Below are 18,940 nucleotides of genomic sequence, written 5' to 3'. Positions count from 1 at the left end.
GGTAAGTGGCTAACACCTTCCTAGCCAGCATAGCTAGTGGGAAGGCGATCGCCACCGAAAAATCAACAGTGATTTTCGTTTATGGGTGGACTGAGAATCAATCAGGGTCTGGAATTAACTATAGCAGTGAAATATAAGAAACTTATAAGGTTCAAGAAAAAAATTTGTCAAGTCGCTATGACTTTAATATCAAAAGCGCTACTATCAAAACTATAAGTATATTTTCTTGCACTGATAGCAGATTATGGCTTCCACCGATATCAATTTTCCGGTTCGGCTTTTAGTGATTGCAGGCGAGTCTCCGAGTCGCGGGGAACTGGCTAACCTATTAACTATCAATAATTATCAAGTTCAGGTTATTGGTGATGGATATGAAGGTCTGGGGGTAGCGAAACATATTCCACCTGACCTCATTCTTTTAGATGTGAAATTACCGGATACTGATGGATATACGATCGCCAAACAATTACAAGCGCACACGGTAACCGCCAACATTCCCATTATGCTACTAGCTGAGTCTACAACCATATTTCGGGAAGTTCGCCGGTTGAACTTGCGAGTAGCAGATGTTCTGATTTATCCCTTAGATTTGGAAGAAGCACAAGGTCGCATTGAAATGCAACTGCTATCCTCCCACAGAGGGGATGATTTCACCCATCATTCAGGAATTACACAGCAATTACAATCGGTGAATCATCAATTAAAAACACTGATTGATAATTCTCCCATGGGAACTATTATTTGGGATCGAAAATTGCGGGTTATCCAATGGTCTAAGCAAGCAGAAGAGATATTTGGTTGGTCTGAGTCGGAAGTGTTGGGTAAGTCGATGAATGAATGGAAATTAATCTTTGAGGAAGATAGCGATCGCATTAATCGAGAAACTCAGACCATTTTTGCTAATCAAGAAAAAAGGAGGATTTGCATAAATCGTAATTACCGCAAAGATGGCTCAGTTATTTATTGTGAGTGGTACAATTCCAATTTTTACGATGAATCAGGAAAACTGAATATGTTGCTGTCTTGGGTTCAAGATATTAGCGATCGCCAAAAGACGGAAGCAGCTTTAATAAAAAGCGAGGCTAAATTTCGGACTATCATTGAAACGACCCTCGAAGGAGTTTGGATGATTGACAGTGACAATATGACCACTTGTGTCAATCAGCAAATGGCAGATATGCTGGGTTATACCCAAGAAGAAATAACTCAATCTTCCCTATTTAAGTTTGTGGATGAACAGGATTATCCAATAGTCGAAAATTATCTGCAACGTCGTCGTGAAGGTATTGCGGAACAACATGAGTTTAAATGGAAGCGGAAAAACGGAGATATTCTCTGGACTATACTATCAACTAATCCTATATTTGATGATGGTAAATATGCTGGATGTTGTGCGATTATCACAGATATTAACTATCGTAAAAAAACTGAAGTCGCCTTAATCAAAAGTGAAAAACGCTTTCAAGAAATTGCCTCTACTATCAGTCAGTTTTTCTTTGTAAAATGCGCCCATTCAGGACAATATATTTATTTAAGCCCAGCCTATGAAAAAATTTGGGGACGCACCTGTGAGAGTCTCTATCAAAATCCTGATTCTTGGTTAAATACCATCTACCCAGAAGACCGAGGAGCAGTAATTAATTATCAGGAAAAACAGCATCAAAATAATTTGGTTAAACGAGAATATCGGATTATTAGAAATGATGGTGTAATTAGGTGGGTTTATGAAGAAGTCAACATTATTTATAATGACGATGGTTCTCCCCTGCGTTATATAGGATTTGCGGAAGATATTAGCGATCGCAAAGAAGCAGAAATAGCCTTAGCAGAAAGCGAAGAACTCCTACGCCTAGCGGTAAACCATGCTCCTGATGTCTTTGTAATTTATGACAGCGATCGCCGTTTAAAATTCGTCAACCAACGAGCATTAGAACTAACAGGCTGGTCAGAAGAAACATTTATGGGTCGCCGAGATGAAGAGCTATTTCTCCCAGAGGCAACTTCCCACTATTTACCCTTGCTAGAAAAAACGATCCAAACCCTAAGCATACAAATGGGCGAAGCTACTATTACGCTTCCAAATCAACCCCCAAAAACCCTGATTGTTAAATATTTACCATTGTTAGACAAACAGGGTAAACTTAGCCAAATTTTAGGTTTAACCTTTGATATCACCCACTATAAACAAGCCGAACAAAAACTCCGAGATAGTGAGGAACTCTTCCGCACTGCTTTTGAAGATGCAGCGATCGGTATGGCATTGTTATCCCCCCAAGGAAACTGCTTAAAAGTTAATCGCTGTATATGTGAAATGTTAGGCTACCAGGAAGCAGAACTACTCCAACTTCAATGTAAAGATATCACCCACCCAGAAGATTATGAGCAGGAGGTAAAATCCATTCAAAAATTGCTCGATGGTCAAGTTCAATATTACTATGTAGAAAAACGTTACCTTCATAAGCAAGGATATGTGATTTGGGTATTGTTAAGTATGTCGGTAGTCCGAAATATTGACGGGGTTCCTCTCTATTTTATTGCTCAAGCTCAGAATATCAGTGAACGGCGAGCTGTAGAACAGATGAAAAATGAGTTTATTTCTGTGGTTAGCCATGAACTGAGAACGCCACTCACCGCTATTCAAGGTTCTTTAGGACTGTTATCTTCTGGCTTGTATGATCACAAACCCCAGGAGTTTCATAAATTTATTCAAATTGCTTTATTAGAGACAGAAAGACTCGTGCGACTGGTGAATGATATTCTTGATATTGAACGGTTAAACTCGGGTCAGGTTGAATTTCAAATGGAGGCTTGTTCCGCTCAGGACTTGATGACACAAGTGGTTAAGAGTTTACAAGCGATCGCTCATCAAGACTCCATTACCCTCGAAATTTTACCCACCTCCCTTCAACTCTGGGCGGAACGAGATGCTATGCTACAAACTCTGACTAATTTGGTCGGTAATGCTATTAAGTTTTCCCCTCCCCATACCACCGTCACTCTCTCAGCTTATCCACAGGATGATATGGTGCTTTTTCAAGTCCGCGACCAGGGACGTGGCATTCCTCCCGAACAACTAGAAACTATCTTTAGTCGCTTTCAGCAAGTCGATGCCTCGGACTCTCGCCAAAAGGGTGGGACTGGCTTAGGTTTATCTATCTGTCAAAGTATTATTCAGCAACACGGCGGCAAAATTTGGGTCGAAAGTCAATTGGCTAAAGGCAGCACTTTTTATTTCACTATTCCTATGGTTATACATACCAACCGTACTGACCATTAAACTTGTTTTTAAAAACTCAATTTCCCCATTTAACAGTCATGATGCACAAAATGTGATTTTTGTCAACCCCCCGATTTTTGGCCGTCCATTTTTTCGGCAAAATTGGTGTCTCGGGATTAGCCATTTTCCGCCCACTGACATTTAAACTGACGACATAATCAGGGTTTTAGCCTCATTTTTGCTATACGCACACAAACAGCGCTCATTTTTGATTTTTTCCACCCTACCATAACCCCCATTCTCTCGTCAAATTTGTGGGAAATATTCTCAATAAAAATGTCATAAATATTTACAATTTTTTAAATATTAAAATCATTTTGCCAGATATATAAGTATGGCTTAACTCAAATGCCATCAGGGACAGACCACAGAAGTAACAGGTAAAAATTGATAATTATCTATATAACTTTCTGTATTCGTAGACCGGAAAAATGCTTGTCTATTTGAATCTAATAAGCCAGAGTAGTTTTATATTGCTTACATCGTAAATTGTGGCCTAAATTGTGACCTATGTCAAAACCCCAAATTTTAGTAATTGATGATGAAGAACGTATCCGGGAAATTGTCCGGGTTTGTCTGACCGATCTGGGAGGTTGGGATGTAATTACAGCCAAGTCTGGTCAAGAGGGGTTACAGAAAGCCAAAACGGAACATCCTGATGCGATTTTGTTAGATGTATCCATGCCAGATCTCGATGGTTTCGAGTTGGCCAGGCAATTCCAACAAACACCAAGCTGTCGAGAAATTCCGGTAATTCTGCTGACAGCCAAAGTGCTAAAACAAGATCGCGATCGCTTTGAACAAATGGACATCACCGGAGTGATTACCAAACCATTCAACCCCTTGACCTTAGCCCAACAAGTCAGGGACCTGTTAGCGACCAATTCTGATTAATCAGCCATTGAAACTAACGGCAACCTCTGGGAAATATTTAACCGTGTCAGACACAAAAAACCAGGCTAAAATGATGAAAATCTCAATATAGCTGGCAGTTACACATTGAGGAGTAAATATGGGCATCTGAACTCCAAAACCTATGTTCAATAACCTATTGAAGTTGCTACTAAATACCACTATTAAGATTGTAGCTATCACTTACCCTTGTGCTACCCTAGCCGAAAGCCTCTCCCCGGTCTTACCTGTAAATTTTCCAGAGGTTCCCAACACCATTCCATCACTACCAGAACGTCCCCAACCAGAACCCGAACTTCCCCCGCAGTTACCCACACCTGATCAGTTATTTCCTTCCCCTTTACCGACACCAGAAAATATCGAAGAAACTCCAGATGTATCTATTACTATTATTGTCGAACAATTCAGCTTTGAAGGAAACACAGCCTTTAGTAATCAACAACTAGCAGAAGTTACGCAATCTTTTCTAAACCGTCCGATTACGTTTGCGGAACTTTTGCAAGCACGTTCGGCGATTACCAATCTTTATATCAGCGAAGGTTACATCACTTCGGGCGCTTTTATCCCCCCCCAGGAACTGCAACAGGGAACGGTAAATATCCAAATTTTAGAAGGCGAAGTAACTGATATTAACGTCAGCGCTACAGGACGACTAAACCCCAATTATGTGCGTAGTAGTCTAGCTGTGGCTACGGCAAAAACCCTCAATCAAAATCGTCTACTGGCGGCGTTACAACTATTACAATTAAACCCCCTAATTGATACGATACAAGCTGAATTATCTACGGGAACTTGTCCTGGTCAGAGTATCTTAGACGTAGAATTTGCGACGGCTAAAACCTTCGATATTAATTTATTTGCTAATAACTATCGCCCCCCAGTGTTAGCACGTTTCAACGAGGCATTGAACTGACAGAGGCGAATCTTCTCGGACAAGGAGATGGTTTAGGGATATATTATAGTAATACGGATGGCAGTAATGTAGTAGATATATTCTATGATTTTCCGATTAATGCCCGCAACGGTACGGTCGGATTTTACTTTAATTATACGGATAGTAATATTGTAGAACGACCTTTTAATGAACTGGATATTGAGGCGAAAAGCACGACCTTTGAATTGCGATATCGCCAACCTATTATTCAGACACCTACAGAAGAGTTGGCTTTGGGTGTTAGTTTCGCTCGTCGCCAAAGCGAGACATCTATTTTAGGCATAGGTTTTCCCTTAGCTAGAGGTGCGGACTCGGATGGTCAAACCCGCCTATCAATTTTGCGCTTATCTCAGGAATATACCAGGCGAGGAACTCAACAGGTTTTGGCGGCGCGATCGCAATTTAGTATAGGCTTAAATCTGTTGAACTCGACGATTAATGATGATGGTCCTGATAGCCAATATCTAGCATGGCGAGGTCAAGCACAGTGGCTGCGATTATTAGCCCCAAATACCCCCGTATTATTGCGATCGGATATCCAATTATCTACACAGGAATTAGTACCCCTAGAACAAGTAGGATTAGGGGGATTAGACAATCTTCGGGGATACCGTCAGGATGCCTTATTGCGCGATAATTTTATATTTGCTTCGGCGGAGTTACGCTATCCCATTCTCCGAGTAGATAACAATAAGGGAATTTTACAAGTTACCCCCTTTGTCGATTTCGGTACAGCCTGGAGTAGCAACGCTGACGAATTGCAATTATCTGCGGAAACTTTAATGTCTTTAGGTTTAGGCTTGCGTTGGCAGTATGGTGATAATTTCCGCGCCAGGTTTGATTGGGGAATTCCCCTGATAGAACTTAGTTCCAATAAACGAACTCTCCAAGAACATGGGTTATATTTTTCGGTGGAATGGAGTCCGTTTAGGTAAATATTTCCTAGTTCATAGCCTCATCAACGGGGTTTTCCAAAACTTTAGGTAACAGTTACTAATGACTAAACCTATCTGCTGTTGAGGTTCGCCAGACAATCTTAAAAAAATCTTTGATATCTGTTGAGTCCTAAAGCGATCGCCTATAATAGTACACAGGAGCTAAATAGATCGCGCATATTCACCCCATCGAGTTAACCCCCGGGCTATAACTCGATTCTATTCCCCAGTCATGAAAACCCTGCTTAAATGGCTAGTAGTTGGTTGTTTTGAACTCATCCTTTGCTTTTGGATTTTAGGAACTTCCGCCAACTTAGTTAGTTCCCCCAGTAACCCGAAAGTCTGGTTAGGAGTATTTGGCTACTTAACTGGATTAGTAATAATTCCAGGCTTATCGGTTTCTCATGTTACCCGCAAAATTCATCGCGCCAAAGTCGAACAAAAACAGCTACAAGCAACATTTCCCGAAGATGAAACATCTTGGTTAAAACTGTTAGACTCCCAGAGGTAATTATGATGATGAAAACCGCGCAAATCCCCAATTTACTAGGGTTAACAGGATGCGCCATTTTAGTAAGTATGAGTATCTCTTCCTGTGGCGTAATTCCGGGAACCAGTGTTAAACGCATTCCCCCTGGTTATGTAGGACTGAGAGTGCAAATGTACGGAAGCAATCGCGGTGTACAGAATGCCACTATTAGCACCGGAAAAGTATGGTACAATGGTTACAGCGAGGAAATTATCGTTTTTCCCGATCACGTTCAATATTACATCCTCACCTCGGCTAAAGATGAAGGTTCACCTCTCGATGAAAGCATCACTTTCGGAGTTGGGGGAACTAGCGTCAATGCAGATATTTCTCTCTCCTACTTTTTCAATACGAACCAAATCAAGGATTTTTATGGTAAATATCTGAAAGACCCTGATGAGTTTAAAGCGACTTTAGTCCGCAGTGAACTCCGCAACTGCTTTAACCAAGAAGCAGCCGGATTAAGACCGGAAGATATTGTCGGAACTAAACAGCGAGAACTATTGACCTCGGTTCAAAACTGCTTAAACCAAAAATTTGTCGGCGTGGGGGTGGAATTTGATTCGATTGGGTTTGTCAGTAAGCCCCGTTTTGATAGCGCCATTGAAGCGCAAATGACGGCCCGTTTTCAAGCTGAACAACAGGCGATCGCCGCTCAAGCACAACTACAAGTCGCCCAAGCGGAAGCAGAACGTCAACTAGCGAAAGCCCAAGCGGACGCAGAAGCAGCCAGAATTAGTGCATCCACAGTCAACCCCATGACTATCAGACTCAGGGAATTAGAACTTCAGGAAAAGATGATTCAGAAATGGAACGGTGTACTTCCCCTATATCAAGGGGGTGTCGCCCCATTTCCCAGCTTTGACCCTAAACCGGCGACTTCTGCTAATAATTAATCATGAATGATTAAGAGGTCCTGGGTTGTAACTTCCTGAGAAGTGGTGGTTGATGCTGTCCCAAACCATCTGTCAGTACATAACTGGTGGATAATAATAACAGCCATAGCCCCGGATAACGAGGTTCTAACCAGGGTTGAAGGCGACGCGCGAGGGGGGGAACCCAACTAAATAGCCAACTGATGAACGCCAACCAGGTGAAGGTAAAATAACTAATCATCCAGCGGATAACTTCCCCAGTATTGACAAAATCTAAAATCCAAATCAGCAACTGGGGGTTCATGCGCGCGGCTTTCAAAGCCAGACGGTTAAAGGTCCACCAGTCTGTCCTATCCTTAATAAATGTATTAGCCACTTCTTCGGGTTCTGTAGCCAAAAGCCCAAAAAAAGTATTCAAAATGGAGTTGATTCTTTGAGGAGGAAGATAACGCCCGGTGGGAACCATCATTCCCTTAGAAAATAACCAAGTAACGGCGATATTGCTTTGGTAGGCGCGAATTTTATTCAGGTAGTATTTGGTTAGTAAATCATGCTTGAGTGCGGTATTTAATAAATCGGTTAAACGGGATAAATTCCGCACCAAAGAACCAAAACCTGTAAACACTAAAGGAGACTGAAGACAAGCAGCATCTCCAATAGCAATTAAACGGTCATAGGCGACAGTGCGATCGCTTCCTCCCAGACTGAAATAACCGGGAATATAGCCAAAAGTCGCCTTTTTCCACACCAAATTATCCAGATTACAACGACGATATTCTGGTAAAATGGTAAAGAAATCCTCGTACATTTCCAACAGAGAACCGGGGTTAATCTGATTAACCTGATGATAGTGAAACAGATAAATAGTCAACTCATCACCTTCGCCGGGGAACAACTCCCAAATCAATTGGCGACCCTTGGAAATATCCCCATGACTGTGGAGAACATCCCCATAATTAGAATCCCAAACTCCAGGTTCAAACCCACCATTAATCACAGCCCCGACGGTAGGACAAACACTATCAAAAGTGCGATCGCCATTAAGTTGCCAAGCAATAGGGGAAGCGGTCCCCATAGCATCAACCAATAACCTTCCCGTAGCTATGCGTTCGGAATTAGTAGTCAAATCAGTAGCGGTAACCTTAACGCGATCGCCCCCTATATCCGCCCGAATAAACTCGGTTTTATCCCAAATTTCTCCCCCCGCCTGTCGCAGTTTTTCACCACACAAAGACAGCAATTTATCGGTATTTATGGCTACATTCAAAACTCTAGGAGTATGCAAAACTTCCCCCTTAGCGATGGGGGGATTATTAGCATCAAAAAACTTGTGGAAACCGTCTTTATACTCCCTAGCGATAAAACTCTCTACTTCCGCCCCGGTGAACAATCCCAGGTCAATTAAACTCTGTAATTCACTGCGAGAAATATTCCATTCCCGGTTCATCCGACCAAAGGGGAGACGTTCCATCAATAGCACCCGATACCCTAAACGTGCCATTACCGCCGCATGAATGACCCCTAAAGCCCCACCAACATAAATTAGGTCATAACTAGGCAACTCGCCATCAGAGTCGGTTCTCGCCTCAGTAAAAATGACCTGTTTAGGAGTTTGTGGATTTCTCACCCCCTCCCGCCAGCGTTTTTCCCACCAGTACACCCGTTTTAAGTCATATTCCCCATTAGGGATTTTCTGAAAATATTTGACCGTTTGGGGATAATAGGCAGCCAAAGCCTCAAAAATCGACTCCTTCGACAAATCAATGGCTGGAGGTTCAGGATACTGATAGGGAAACTCCTGTCTTAACCCAGTTTCCAGGCTGTTGAGTACCTGTTTTTCTTGAGAACTTCCCACAGTCCCCACCCGAAAAACCTTGAGATAGGTTGTGCGTTGGACTGACCAAGTAAACACCGACAATTCCCCAGACCCCTGTTGAGGAAATTTCAGGCGAAACCCGTCTGGGGTGATCATTTTCTCGCCCACCCCCGGATTAAACGTTTGCTGCAACCAGGTACAAACGCTGTGTGTATCGGGGTTAGGAATTTCCAGATATAGAATCTCTTTCATGTCCATGTCAATTTCTTTGGTACCTGAGTTGAGGCTTACCGCTTCACTGTTAACGAAATTAGCGATCGCACTATTACACTAAGGATAGGGGAAACTGCGCCAGCAGTAACTATCCAGAGGGCAGTAGAACAGGTAACAATAGTCTGTTATGCCACCATAACCAGATATAGCAGACTGTCAGTACCCTGGTCTATAACAGGGGAACTTCTAACCATAAGGAAATTCTCAATAATGACAGAAAACTTGAATATCTCGGAAATTATCAGCCAACAGCGACAATTTTTTGCCACCGGACAGACTAAACAGGTAGACTTCCGACTCTCGCAACTGCGACGACTCCAACAGGCGATCGCCGATTTTGAACAACCTATCCTAGAAGCAGTCAAAGCTGACTTAGGCCGTCCTGAGTTAGAAGGGTTGTTTGAACTGTCCACCCTCGGAGAAATTAAATATGCTCTCAAAAATCTAAAGTCCTGGGTCAAACCTCGCCGGGTCAAGACCCACCCCACCGCCTTTCCTGCTTCTAGCTATATCTATCCTGAACCTTTGGGAGTTGTCTTAATTATCGGACCTTGGAATTATCCGTTTCAATTGGTCATTTCTCCCCTAGTTGGTGCGATCGCTGCCGGGAATTGTGCTATCCTCAAACCCTCTGAACTAGCTGTTCACACTTCCCAAGTCGTAGCTGATCTGATTAGCAAAACTTTTTCACCTAACTATATTGCCACTGTTCAAGGGGGGGTAGAAGTTAGCCAACAACTATTAGATGAACCCTTCGACCACATCTTTTTTACCGGAGGGAAGCGTATCGGTAAAATTGTCATGACCGCCGCCGCCAAACATCTGACTCCCGTTACCTTAGAATTGGGTGGCAAAAGTCCCTGTATTGTCGATGCTGATACTCAGTTAGATTATACCGCCAAAAGAATAGTTTGGGGGAAGTTTATTAATGCTGGTCAAACTTGTATAGCTCCCGATTATTTATTGGTAGACCGCCGCATTAAATCGGACTTAATTACAGCTATGATTGGCTGTATTGAGAGTTTTTATGGCTCCGAACCGCAGCAAAGTCCCGACTATGGGCGGATTATTAATCACTATCATTTTCATCGGTTAACTGAGTTAATACATGATGGTAAGATTGTCGCTGGTGGGAAATTTGATGAAAGCGATCGCTATATTTCTCCCACCCTAATTGATGAGGTTTCCTGGGAAGACCCCATCATGCAAGACGAAATCTTTGGGCCGATTTTACCTATCTTGACATATAATGATTTAGGAGATGCGATTAGTCAAATTAACGCCAGACCCAAACCTCTCGCACTTTACCTATTTTCGCGTAATAAACAGTCACAACAGCGCGTTCTTCAAGAAACCTCATCTGGGGGTATTTGTTTCAATGAAACTATTATGCAAGTTGGGGGTCAATCTTTGCCTTTTGGAGGCGTAGGAGAAAGCGGTATCGGTAAATATCACGGTCAAGCAACCTTTGACACTTTTTGCCATTACAAAAGCCTTTTAAAGCAATCTCTGCTTTTCGATATTCCCCTGCGATACGCACCCTATAAACCCAAATTTAACCTGATGAGATTTTCCATCAAAAACGGCTGATTTATTATCTGCAATATGGTGGATTTATCTGATTAATAAATTTACCATCATTGCCCATAACTAAAAACGGCTTTTTCTCAACTCTATTCCCTATATAGGGAATCATACAAACCGAGTAAAAGCCTTTTATTGGGTGCGTCAGTTGTGAATGTTCTGGTTAACAATGCCATTGATATACTGGTGCTGACGCACCCTACCGAATCCTCACAATTAGCTACCAGTTTTAGCCTGAATTGGTGGTAATTGACCATTAACACTAGGATACCAACTTGGATCAGGTTTAAGAACATCCAAATTCAATCGATAACCAATATTACGAACCGTTTGAATTAAACTAGGCTGTCGAGGGTCAGTTTCCATCTTTTTGCGTAATGATAGAATATGAGTATCAATCGTGCGGGGATTATCAATATAATCTGGCCAAGCGCGCCGTAAAAGTTCCGAACGACTGAGAGGCTCCCCATCATTTTGAGCCAAAACATAAAGAAGACTATACTCTTGGGGAGTCAGTTCTATCAGTTGACCCAGAAGATAAACCCGACGCTGTACCAAATCAATTTTCAAATCCCCATAATCTAAACTGGTAGGAGGAGCAACATTGCGGGTGCGACGCATAAGTGCTTCAGCTCTCGCCAAAAACTCCTGCATTCCAAAAGGTTTAGTTAGATAATCATCGGCTCCGGCTCTCAAACCACGGACAATATCAGATTCCGTATTCCGAGCCGAAAGCATCAGGATTAAAGACTGTCGTTGCTGTAGTAGCCACTGGCAGAATTCTAGACTATTGCCGCCTGGTAATTCTGCATCAAGAACTACTAAACTAGGCTGAGTAGTGTAAAACACCTCTCTAGCATGATGAAAGTCCGCAGATTGACACACCGAATAACCAACGTGCTGAAGATGCCAACCTAACAGCGATCGCAGGTGCGGATTTCCTTCAATAATTGAAATATAAGCAGATCCCACTGGTGCCAGCTTCCTTTATCAATAATTGCACACAAGGTTAACAGAGTCTAAATCATCATTTTGTAACTCCTGCTACCCTTGCGATCGGCAATCCACCCTATATCTATGATCAGAATTAGGTTAATATAAAAATCACAGAGGGAGAGAGGCATCAACCTTAAAGCGGCCATCAGCCCACAACCCCCGTAATTTTCCGGGGTGCATTATGATCACAATGAGGGGAATCAGTAAGAAGTTGAAACAATTGCCATCAGTCCAGGGAAACCTATAACTAGAGGTCCAAGTCTTTTCAATCATAGTCCGATTCAGCTAGAATGCCAGAAATCCATATCGGTGAGGTGTATAAAACTGAATCAAGGTAGAGACTAATCCCTTAACCATACCCCCAACATATAGATTATAACTTGAGGTTTCCACCATGTTACAGAATGCTCAGACCATCCGGCACTACCAAAAAATCACCGATTCCCTCGTCGAAATGTGGAATCGAGGCTATCGTTATGATGAGCTTAGAATGTTTGTAGATGGCTACATTGCCGCCCTGAGAAATACAAACGTCCTCGAACCTTATCAAATTCACCGCCTAGAGGAAGAAACCTTTAGGTACATCAACGACCCGTCTAACTTGGAAATGACTCCCCTACCGCAACCAGAAGTAGACTACTACTAGATATTGTTACCAAACCCAGCCACTCGAAGGCTGGGTCTGGGAGTTAATTAGTAAGTCCGACTATGATGCCAAAGCCACCTCTAGCATCTCTTGTAGTTCGCCCTTCTGATATAGCTCAATCATCACATCGGAACCGCCGACAAATTCGCCATTGACGTAAACTTGGGGAATGGTCGGCCAGTTTGAATATTCCTTAATGCCTTGGCGAATTTCTCCATCTTCCAAAACATCGAGGGTTTCAAAGGGAACCCCTAAACTATTGAGAATTTGTACCACGTTATTGGAAAAACCGCACATGGGCATCAACTTGGTACCCTTCATAAACACAAAAACCTTGTGCTGGTTAATCAGGTTTTCAATTCTGGCTTCTACTTCAGGATTCATAGTGATTATTCAATTCAGTTATTGACAACTTAGATCAACAAATTAAGCAGCCTGGTTGACTTTTGACCACTCTTGGGGGGTATAAGTTTTCAGGGCCAGGGCATGAATGGCCTCTGTTGCCATAGCTTGCTTAACAGCTTTATAAACCATCTGATGTTGTTTCACCAGGGTTTTGCCCTCAAACAGAGGCGAAACCACTACAGCCTGTAAATGGTCGCCGCCGCCGAGGTCTTCAACTTTAACAACAGCATCAGGCAACTCAGACTTAATCATTGCCTCAACTTGGGAAAGGGTGATCATGGGATTCCTATGAAACGACTATGTTTGATTGTAGATGAATTATTGAGCATTGGAAGTGGTCGCCGGGTTAGAAGAAGCACTACCCCTGGCGGGACTGCTGACAAATCCTAATTCAAGTAATTGTTGATATGCTTTTTGGCCTAAATCCCGGGTTGGGGCTTGAGAACGAATAATTTGCACCAGCAGGGGAACCGCTAACTCGGGTTGATTTTGGGCGCGATGGACTAAAGCCAATTGATAAGTGGCTGTATCCCTCATTTGAGCGGTATCTCTGGCCTCATTGCGATGTTGGTCAGCAATGCGGTTGTCAACCCCTGAGAAACTGCTGGCTAACTGTTGATGAAAATTGGAAAGCTGATTGAAAATTTGCCGCGCCTCCTGGAGTTTCCTCGCCGCCTGGGCGTAATTCTCGTTACTAATGGCTTCCCCGGCTTCGGCTAACAAGCGCTCCCCCCCTTGAACACTTAAAAAACTACTATCAAGGCTCAATGGGCGCATATCTTGAGGATTCATAGGTACTGGAGTCGGACTTAAATCTCGAGGAAATTCAGAGCCGGACCCTTCACCTGTGGGCTCATCATACACAGAAGGATCTTGAGCCATAACCGTTGTAGCACTGCCTGAGACGGTGAAAACAGTTAAGACTGATGCCAATATACTCAGACAAACTTGCGGATAGCGGACTATGAAACGGGACAGCATCATGCGATCGCGAAATGAAAGGTTATTTATGTTTACGGATCTTATCATTTTCTGGCCAAATTGTGGGAGTTGAGCAAAACTGTTGTAGATCCTGACCAGCCAAGGGTTATAGTCTTTATAGGATGACCATCCATCCCAACCAGCTTGATTCGGTCAACCATTAACATCGGACTTAATCTATTGAGCCAATAATAGTGAGCAGTTTTGAGGATTATAACAAAATGACATCAGCTAACCCCTACGAGATTAACGATCAACAATATCAGGGCATAGGTGTTCCCGAAGAAAGTCTTGGCAGCATTCTACAACGGGGAGGTGAGGAACTGGCAATTACTAAAGTTCCTGGGCGGTTTACGGTTCGCCTGGTTTCCACACCCCCAGTAGGCGGTGCTGGAGTCAGCCCCCTACCGGGTCAGGCTGATGGACTCACGCCAAAACAACCAGTCACGGATAGTGGCCCTCAGTTTACCCCGGTTGTATCTGAGGCAGAAAACTTGGAAAATTTGCCTATCCACATTGAGGAAACTTCCTCAGTACCACCAGAACTCCAAGAGGTTAAGGTAAAAGACACAGAACTAGATCAGGCGATGGAACTGGCTCGTCAGTCAGATCGGGTGGCTTTTGCGAGTCATGTCTATCAGGCTGATAATAATCCGGGAATGGTTATGTATCTGACCAATCAAATCACCATTCAGTTTAACGAAGATGTTGAGGAGTCCAACCGCAATGCGATCGCCAACAGCCAAGGTTTGAGACTATTAAAATCCGTCTATGGTGTTCCCAACACCTTTGTTTATGAAGTCATCCGCCAAGCTAAAGAAAATCCGATTAAAATTGCTAACCGCCTGACCTGGAACCCAGAAGTTCTAGTAGCAGAACCGAATATTGTGGTCAAAAGCCAAAAGTATTATCGACCTAGTGATCCTCTCTACCCGCGTCAGTGGTATCTCCATAATACCGGAGGTGCTGACGTAGCTCCTGATGCTCATATCTCGGTAGAACCAGCTTGGGATATTACCCGAGGAACCAGATCTATAGTGGTTGCTATTACCGATGATGCGATCGACCTCAATCACCCGGATTTTCAGGGTATAGGAAAAATTGTCGCCCCCATTGACCTGAAAGGCCAAAATCGTCTCCCCTCACCACAATCTCCTTCAGATAACCACGGAACCGCCTGCGCCGGATTAGCGATCGCCGAAGAAAATGGCAAAGGTATCGTCGGAGTTGCGCCAGGTTGTGCCTTAATGCCCATTCGCACCACTGGATATCTCGATGATGAATCAGTCGAAAGGATTTTTGATTGGGCTATCAATAACCGAGCCTCTGTCATCTCCTGTAGTTGGGGGGCGAGTGCCGTTTATTTCCCCTTGTCCATACGACAGCGAGCAGTAATTACCAAAGCCGCCACCGTAGGGCGCAACGGTCGAGGCTGCGTCGTATTATTTGCGGCCGGAAACGCCAATCGCCCCATCAACGGAACCATTAATGAAAGTGGCTGGCCTAATAATGTCATATCAGGCCGAGTCAGATGGTTATCTGGATTTGCGGTTCATCCTGATGTAATTTCCGTATCCGCCTGTACCAGTCTTAATAAAAAAGCCGCCTACAGCAATTGGGGAACCGGAATCACCGTCTGTGCCCCCAGTAACAATGCCCCCCCCGGAATGTGGCTCCAAGAAACTGGCTATATTGGAACCCCTCCAGCGATTAGAACCGCTCTGCGTGGTTTAGGAGTTTTTACCAGCGATCGCGTAGGTGCAGCCGGCTATGATCAGGGTGACTTTACATCCCATTTTGGAGGAACTTCCGCCGCCACTCCTCTCGTGGCTGGAGTAGCCGCTCTGGTCTTATCTGTTAATCCTGATCTCAGTGCTAGGGAAGTGCGCCGCATCATTGAACAAACCGCCGATAAGATTGTAGACCCTGATGCTGATCCTCAGTTGGCTATCAGCATGGGAACCTATGATGGTAATGGATATTCCCAATGGTTTGGCTACGGTCGAGTTAATGCTGAAAAAGCCGTCAAAATGGCTCAAAGTCAACGAGTAAGCCGCCAACAGGTGCAAAGGCGGGTGGAGCAATCTAATAACCGCGTCTTAAATATCCCTGATAATAACCCCCAGGGGGTGACTAGCACTATTTCTGTTGCTAATACTAGCCCGATTTTAGATATCCAGGTGACTGTCGATATCGAGCATCAATTTTTGGGTGATTTGGAAGTGCGGTTAATTGCTCCACACGGGGAGGAGGTTCTACTCCAGGGTCGCACTTTGGGAGGCAATAAGGTTTTGAAAACTACCTATAATCTCCAGACGACTCCCTACATGAGAGAGTTACTAAATCACTCACCACAGGGGACTTGGCGGTTAGTTGTCGCGGATTTAGCGCCCCATCACACTGGTAAATTGAACGGGTGGAAATTGGATTTAGGTTTGTAATATCTGACACCCTCCGGCCACCGACCCTCATGAATCGGTGGCTGCTTCCCAGAATCAATCCTGAGATGAGAGTTACGTCCTGCTAACTCCACATACCAATTCTTTGGGTTTGTCGTCGAATATGGGCTGGCAAAACTTCAGGAGTATCGCCGCCGCCCATCATGCCATAGTCAACAGATGGGATAGCGTTCGCGCTGGTAACATTATCACTGACAAACTCTAAACAGATTTGAAACCGACCCTTTTCCCAGGGGCCGCCGGGGGTAAGTAGTTCGCACTCAATGCCTTCCCCAAACAGATTTTCCTCTTCCAACTTAGACTGCATCATAGTCAGAAATTCGCTGACCTTGAAGGTGCATTGAAACATGAGGGTACTCGAACCGGTATGGAGTACGTCGTTATCATCCAAAATACGAGTTAGGTTGTTCATGAAATTTCCTTTTTAGTGAATTTGGGATCAGGGCGGTAATCAGGTCTTAGCCCTTGTTTCCACCCTGTAGAATATGTACGGGCGGGTTCTCAAAAGTCTGGGGAAAATAGAGATGATTACAGAACTGGCCCCTTGTGCCGCACTATTTGTTAGAAGAACCAACCATAGGAGTGGAGACCCTTGCCTAATAGGTTAACTCCTAAGTAGCACACCCAAACCACCAAAAATCCTACAGAAGCTAGAATGGCGGGTTTCCTGCCTTGCCATCCTCGGGTAATGCGGGCGTGGAGATAGGCGGCGAAAACTAACCAGGTGATTAAAGCCCAGGTTTCTTTGGGGTCCCAACTCCAGTAAGAACCCCAAGCCTCATTAGCCCAAACTGCACCAGCAATAATGCCAATGGTGAGTAGGGGAAAACCTAAACCGATGATCCGATAGCTGATGTTATCAATGGTTTCTACTAGGCTGAGACGTTGGGGTGATAGGGTGGCGGTGCTGGTTGGTTGGCCTGTTGAGGGGGTAACTAACTCGAGAAGGGCGGTAGAACCTTGACCGTTGGTAGCAGCGGCAAATTCTGAAGGTTTGGAGGTCGATAGCAGAGCATTAGGGGAAGTGGTAATGGTTTGTACTTCCAGAAGGGATGATTTATGATTCCGGGAAATTCTGGTCCCCAGGGAACTGCCACTAAGTTGGACGGCTTGGCCGCGAGTTAGAATTAAAAAGGCGATCGCCAATAGGGAACCCACCATCAGGGTGGCATAACTGATCATCATGACGCTAACGTGCATCATTAACCAGTTGGACTTTAGGGCTGGGACTAAAGGTTCTGATAGTTGCATGGGGGCGGGTAGCTTGAGGGCTGCAAAGGCGGCGATCGCCATAGCTACCGGGGCTGTTACCACACCGACCAAACGGCTACCACTCATGTTTTCCGCCACTAAGTGCATGGCGGTAATCCCCCAAGCCAGGAAAAATAGGGACTCGTAGAGGTTACTAATGGGAAAATATCCGGCTTCCATCCATCTAGCCCCTAATAGGGCTGCTATGGACAGGTTGGCGATCGCCATACCAGCGGTTCCTAAGCCCTGCAAGGTGGGTATTTGAGGAAATGCAGCCCCTACCCAGTAAATCAACATTGTGATTAGCAGAATGGCAAATGAAATGTTATCTAACTGATTCTGGAGTACCACCAGATCCATGTTATGTTCTCCTGTCAAATTTTTTCGATCACTTTTTCGATCCTACCGATTTTTGCAGCATTTTGACTATTTACGGACCAACAGCAATTAAATAACCTGCCACCACACCCGGTCAGAGATACCCTGTAATGGGTTTATGTTCGACCATAACCTGATTTTTTCATAAATCTCGGTTACGATGCAAAAATCCACCATCATCTGATTTTTGATAGGACTGTTTTTCGGAGGACCAGCACAAAGTGAATGCAGCCGAACAAGCTAATAATCTCGAAGTTGCCAGCAAAATTGCTTCTGTCGTTAATCTATTTAAAGCACAGTTTCCCGATGTGCGGGTAGACCTCAAGCCCTGGATGAATGACCCAGAGACTAGGGAATTAGTTGACCCAGACTCCATCGACATTGGTTTTAACTTTCCCGGTAGAAGTCGGTTGATGCAAAGTCGCTGTATTTTGATTCAGATCCGACTGTATGATGATCCTTATGAGACTAGACTTAGGGCGATCGGAGTCGAAGCCGCAGGATATGATCACCGTGGACAACAGTGGAAAGTCTCCACCGTAGACAATTGGCAATTTTGGGGTGAGTGTCAACCTGCCGATGAGGGAGCCGATAAGTTAAAATTATTCTGTAGGCAAATCTTCGAGTTGTTCAATGGAGCTAATTCCGGGGCGGCTTGATGGCTGGATGTACTCAGTTGATCCATAACT

At 44.1% G+C, this 18,940-nt stretch carries 18 protein-coding genes; 11 read left to right on the top strand and 7 right to left on the bottom strand.

Annotated features, from left to right (window positions below; genetic code table 11):
* Positions 1-5: 5 nt before the first annotated feature.
* From P5683_RS00725 to P5683_RS00695, 7 genes are all read left to right on the top strand, one after another.
* A complete protein-coding gene (locus P5683_RS00725) occupies positions 6-137 on the top strand; it encodes a hypothetical protein (RefSeq protein ID WP_006622980.1) in 132 nt (43 codons plus the stop codon).
* A 107-nt stretch (positions 138-244) separates the two neighbouring features.
* On the top strand, positions 245-3,277 hold the full coding sequence (locus P5683_RS00720) for a PAS domain S-box protein (RefSeq protein ID WP_273247741.1): 3,033 nt from the start codon (positions 245-247) through the stop codon (positions 3,275-3,277).
* 510 nt (positions 3,278-3,787) lie between these two features.
* Complete coding sequence (locus P5683_RS00715) at positions 3,788-4,171, top strand: response regulator (protein ID WP_006622978.1); 384 nt, start codon at positions 3,788-3,790, stop codon at positions 4,169-4,171.
* Between the two features lie 142 nt (positions 4,172-4,313).
* A complete protein-coding gene (locus P5683_RS00710) occupies positions 4,314-5,102 on the top strand; it encodes a POTRA domain-containing protein (protein ID WP_315638546.1) in 789 nt (262 codons plus the stop codon).
* The gene (locus P5683_RS00705) at positions 5,093-6,058 is read left to right on the top strand and encodes a ShlB/FhaC/HecB family hemolysin secretion/activation protein (protein ID WP_315642350.1); all 966 of its coding nucleotides are present in this window, start codon (positions 5,093-5,095) and stop codon (positions 6,056-6,058) included. The genes P5683_RS00710 and P5683_RS00705 overlap by 10 nt, the downstream gene beginning before the upstream one ends.
* 232 nt (positions 6,059-6,290) lie before the next feature.
* On the top strand, positions 6,291-6,569 hold the full coding sequence (locus P5683_RS00700; protein ID WP_315641717.1) for a hypothetical protein: 279 nt from the start codon (positions 6,291-6,293) through the stop codon (positions 6,567-6,569).
* 2 nt (positions 6,570-6,571) lie between these two features.
* Positions 6,572-7,483 (top strand): SPFH domain-containing protein, encoded by a 912-nt coding sequence (locus tag P5683_RS00695; protein ID WP_315641718.1) that lies wholly within the window; start codon positions 6,572-6,574, stop codon positions 7,481-7,483.
* Positions 7,484-7,493: 10 nt separating this feature from the next.
* Here P5683_RS00695 and P5683_RS00690 read toward each other — a convergent pair whose 3' ends face one another.
* Positions 7,494-9,530, bottom strand: coding sequence for a flavin-dependent dehydrogenase (locus tag P5683_RS00690; RefSeq protein WP_315641719.1), 2,037 nt, complete (start codon positions 9,528-9,530; stop codon positions 7,494-7,496).
* Positions 9,531-9,761: 231 nt separating this feature from the next.
* Here P5683_RS00690 and P5683_RS00685 point away from each other — a divergent pair, with 231 nt between their 5' ends.
* The gene (locus P5683_RS00685; RefSeq protein WP_315638548.1) at positions 9,762-11,141 is read left to right on the top strand and encodes an aldehyde dehydrogenase; all 1,380 of its coding nucleotides are present in this window, start codon (positions 9,762-9,764) and stop codon (positions 11,139-11,141) included.
* A 210-nt stretch (positions 11,142-11,351) separates the two neighbouring features.
* Here the strand turns inward: P5683_RS00685 and P5683_RS00680 are convergent, their stop codons facing one another.
* Positions 11,352-12,107: a response regulator transcription factor gene (locus P5683_RS00680; protein WP_108615196.1), complete on the bottom strand. Its 756-nt coding sequence runs from the start codon at positions 12,105-12,107 to the stop codon at positions 11,352-11,354.
* Positions 12,108-12,525: 418 nt separating this feature from the next.
* Here P5683_RS00680 and P5683_RS00675 point away from each other — a divergent pair, with 418 nt between their 5' ends.
* Positions 12,526-12,777 carry a DUF6761 family protein gene (locus P5683_RS00675; RefSeq protein WP_006622967.1) on the top strand — a complete coding sequence of 84 codons (252 nt, stop codon included), beginning with the start codon at positions 12,526-12,528 and terminating at the stop codon, positions 12,775-12,777.
* Positions 12,778-12,837: 60 nt separating this feature from the next.
* Here the strand turns inward: P5683_RS00675 and grxD are convergent, their stop codons facing one another.
* From grxD to P5683_RS00660, 3 genes are read right to left on the bottom strand one after another with little or no spacing between them, the layout of a single operon-like run.
* A complete protein-coding gene (grxD, locus tag P5683_RS00670) occupies positions 12,838-13,161 on the bottom strand; it encodes a Grx4 family monothiol glutaredoxin (protein WP_006622965.1) in 324 nt (107 codons plus the stop codon).
* Between the two features lie 42 nt (positions 13,162-13,203).
* The gene (locus P5683_RS00665) at positions 13,204-13,461 is read right to left on the bottom strand and encodes a BolA family protein (protein ID WP_006622964.1); all 258 of its coding nucleotides are present in this window, start codon (positions 13,459-13,461) and stop codon (positions 13,204-13,206) included.
* Between the two features lie 39 nt (positions 13,462-13,500).
* Positions 13,501-14,166, bottom strand: a complete 666-nt coding sequence (locus P5683_RS00660; RefSeq protein ID WP_006668291.1) for a hypothetical protein — start codon at positions 14,164-14,166, stop codon at positions 13,501-13,503.
* A gap of 218 nt (positions 14,167-14,384) precedes the next feature.
* Between P5683_RS00660 and P5683_RS00655 the strand changes: the two genes are divergently transcribed.
* Positions 14,385-16,604, top strand: coding sequence for a S8 family serine peptidase (locus P5683_RS00655; protein ID WP_111891761.1), 2,220 nt, complete (start codon positions 14,385-14,387; stop codon positions 16,602-16,604).
* Between the two features lie 82 nt (positions 16,605-16,686).
* Here P5683_RS00655 and P5683_RS00650 read toward each other — a convergent pair whose 3' ends face one another.
* Together P5683_RS00650 and ccsB are read right to left on the bottom strand one after the other, a co-directional pair.
* On the bottom strand, positions 16,687-17,034 hold the full coding sequence (locus P5683_RS00650; protein WP_315638549.1) for a KGK family protein: 348 nt from the start codon (positions 17,032-17,034) through the stop codon (positions 16,687-16,689).
* A gap of 149 nt (positions 17,035-17,183) precedes the next feature.
* Positions 17,184-18,233 (bottom strand): c-type cytochrome biogenesis protein CcsB, encoded by a 1,050-nt coding sequence (gene ccsB, locus P5683_RS00645; RefSeq protein WP_315638550.1) that lies wholly within the window; start codon positions 18,231-18,233, stop codon positions 17,184-17,186.
* Positions 18,234-18,472: 239 nt separating this feature from the next.
* On the opposite strand from ccsB, the gene P5683_RS00640 reads away from it, so the two are divergent.
* Positions 18,473-18,910 carry a hypothetical protein gene (locus P5683_RS00640; RefSeq protein ID WP_006622953.1) on the top strand — a complete coding sequence of 146 codons (438 nt, stop codon included), beginning with the start codon at positions 18,473-18,475 and terminating at the stop codon, positions 18,908-18,910.
* Positions 18,911-18,940: the final 30 nt, after the last annotated feature.

Origin of the sequence: Limnospira sp. PMC 1279.21 (assembly GCF_032349615.1) — a bacterium.
Classification (GTDB): domain Bacteria; phylum Cyanobacteriota; class Cyanobacteriia; order Cyanobacteriales; family Microcoleaceae; genus Limnospira; species Limnospira fusiformis.
This window is presented reverse-complemented; position numbering and strand designations above follow the sequence as displayed.

Excerpts from the sequence above, each read along its gene's own strand:
- P5683_RS00720 (WP_273247741.1), top strand. The coding sequence starts at position 245 with ATGGCTTCCACCGATATCAATTTTCCGGTTCGGCTTTTAGTGATTGCA.
- P5683_RS00715 (WP_006622978.1), top strand. The coding sequence starts at position 3,788 with ATGTCAAAACCCCAAATTTTAGTAATTGATGATGAAGAACGTATCCGG.
- P5683_RS00710 (WP_315638546.1), top strand. The coding sequence starts at position 4,314 with ATGTTCAATAACCTATTGAAGTTGCTACTAAATACCACTATTAAGATT.
- P5683_RS00700 (WP_315641717.1), top strand. The coding sequence starts at position 6,291 with ATGAAAACCCTGCTTAAATGGCTAGTAGTTGGTTGTTTTGAACTCATC.
- P5683_RS00695 (WP_315641718.1), top strand. The coding sequence starts at position 6,572 with ATGATGATGAAAACCGCGCAAATCCCCAATTTACTAGGGTTAACAGGA.
- P5683_RS00690 (WP_315641719.1), bottom strand. The coding sequence starts at position 9,530 with ATGAAAGAGATTCTATATCTGGAAATTCCTAACCCCGATACACACAGC.
- P5683_RS00685 (WP_315638548.1), top strand. The coding sequence starts at position 9,762 with ATGACAGAAAACTTGAATATCTCGGAAATTATCAGCCAACAGCGACAA.
- P5683_RS00675 (WP_006622967.1), top strand. The coding sequence starts at position 12,526 with ATGTTACAGAATGCTCAGACCATCCGGCACTACCAAAAAATCACCGAT.
- grxD (WP_006622965.1), bottom strand. The coding sequence starts at position 13,161 with ATGAATCCTGAAGTAGAAGCCAGAATTGAAAACCTGATTAACCAGCAC.
- P5683_RS00665 (WP_006622964.1), bottom strand. The coding sequence starts at position 13,461 with ATGATCACCCTTTCCCAAGTTGAGGCAATGATTAAGTCTGAGTTGCCT.
- P5683_RS00660 (WP_006668291.1), bottom strand. The coding sequence starts at position 14,166 with ATGATGCTGTCCCGTTTCATAGTCCGCTATCCGCAAGTTTGTCTGAGT.
- P5683_RS00655 (WP_111891761.1), top strand. The coding sequence starts at position 14,385 with ATGACATCAGCTAACCCCTACGAGATTAACGATCAACAATATCAGGGC.
- P5683_RS00650 (WP_315638549.1), bottom strand. The coding sequence starts at position 17,034 with ATGAACAACCTAACTCGTATTTTGGATGATAACGACGTACTCCATACC.
- ccsB (WP_315638550.1), bottom strand. The coding sequence starts at position 18,233 with ATGGATCTGGTGGTACTCCAGAATCAGTTAGATAACATTTCATTTGCC.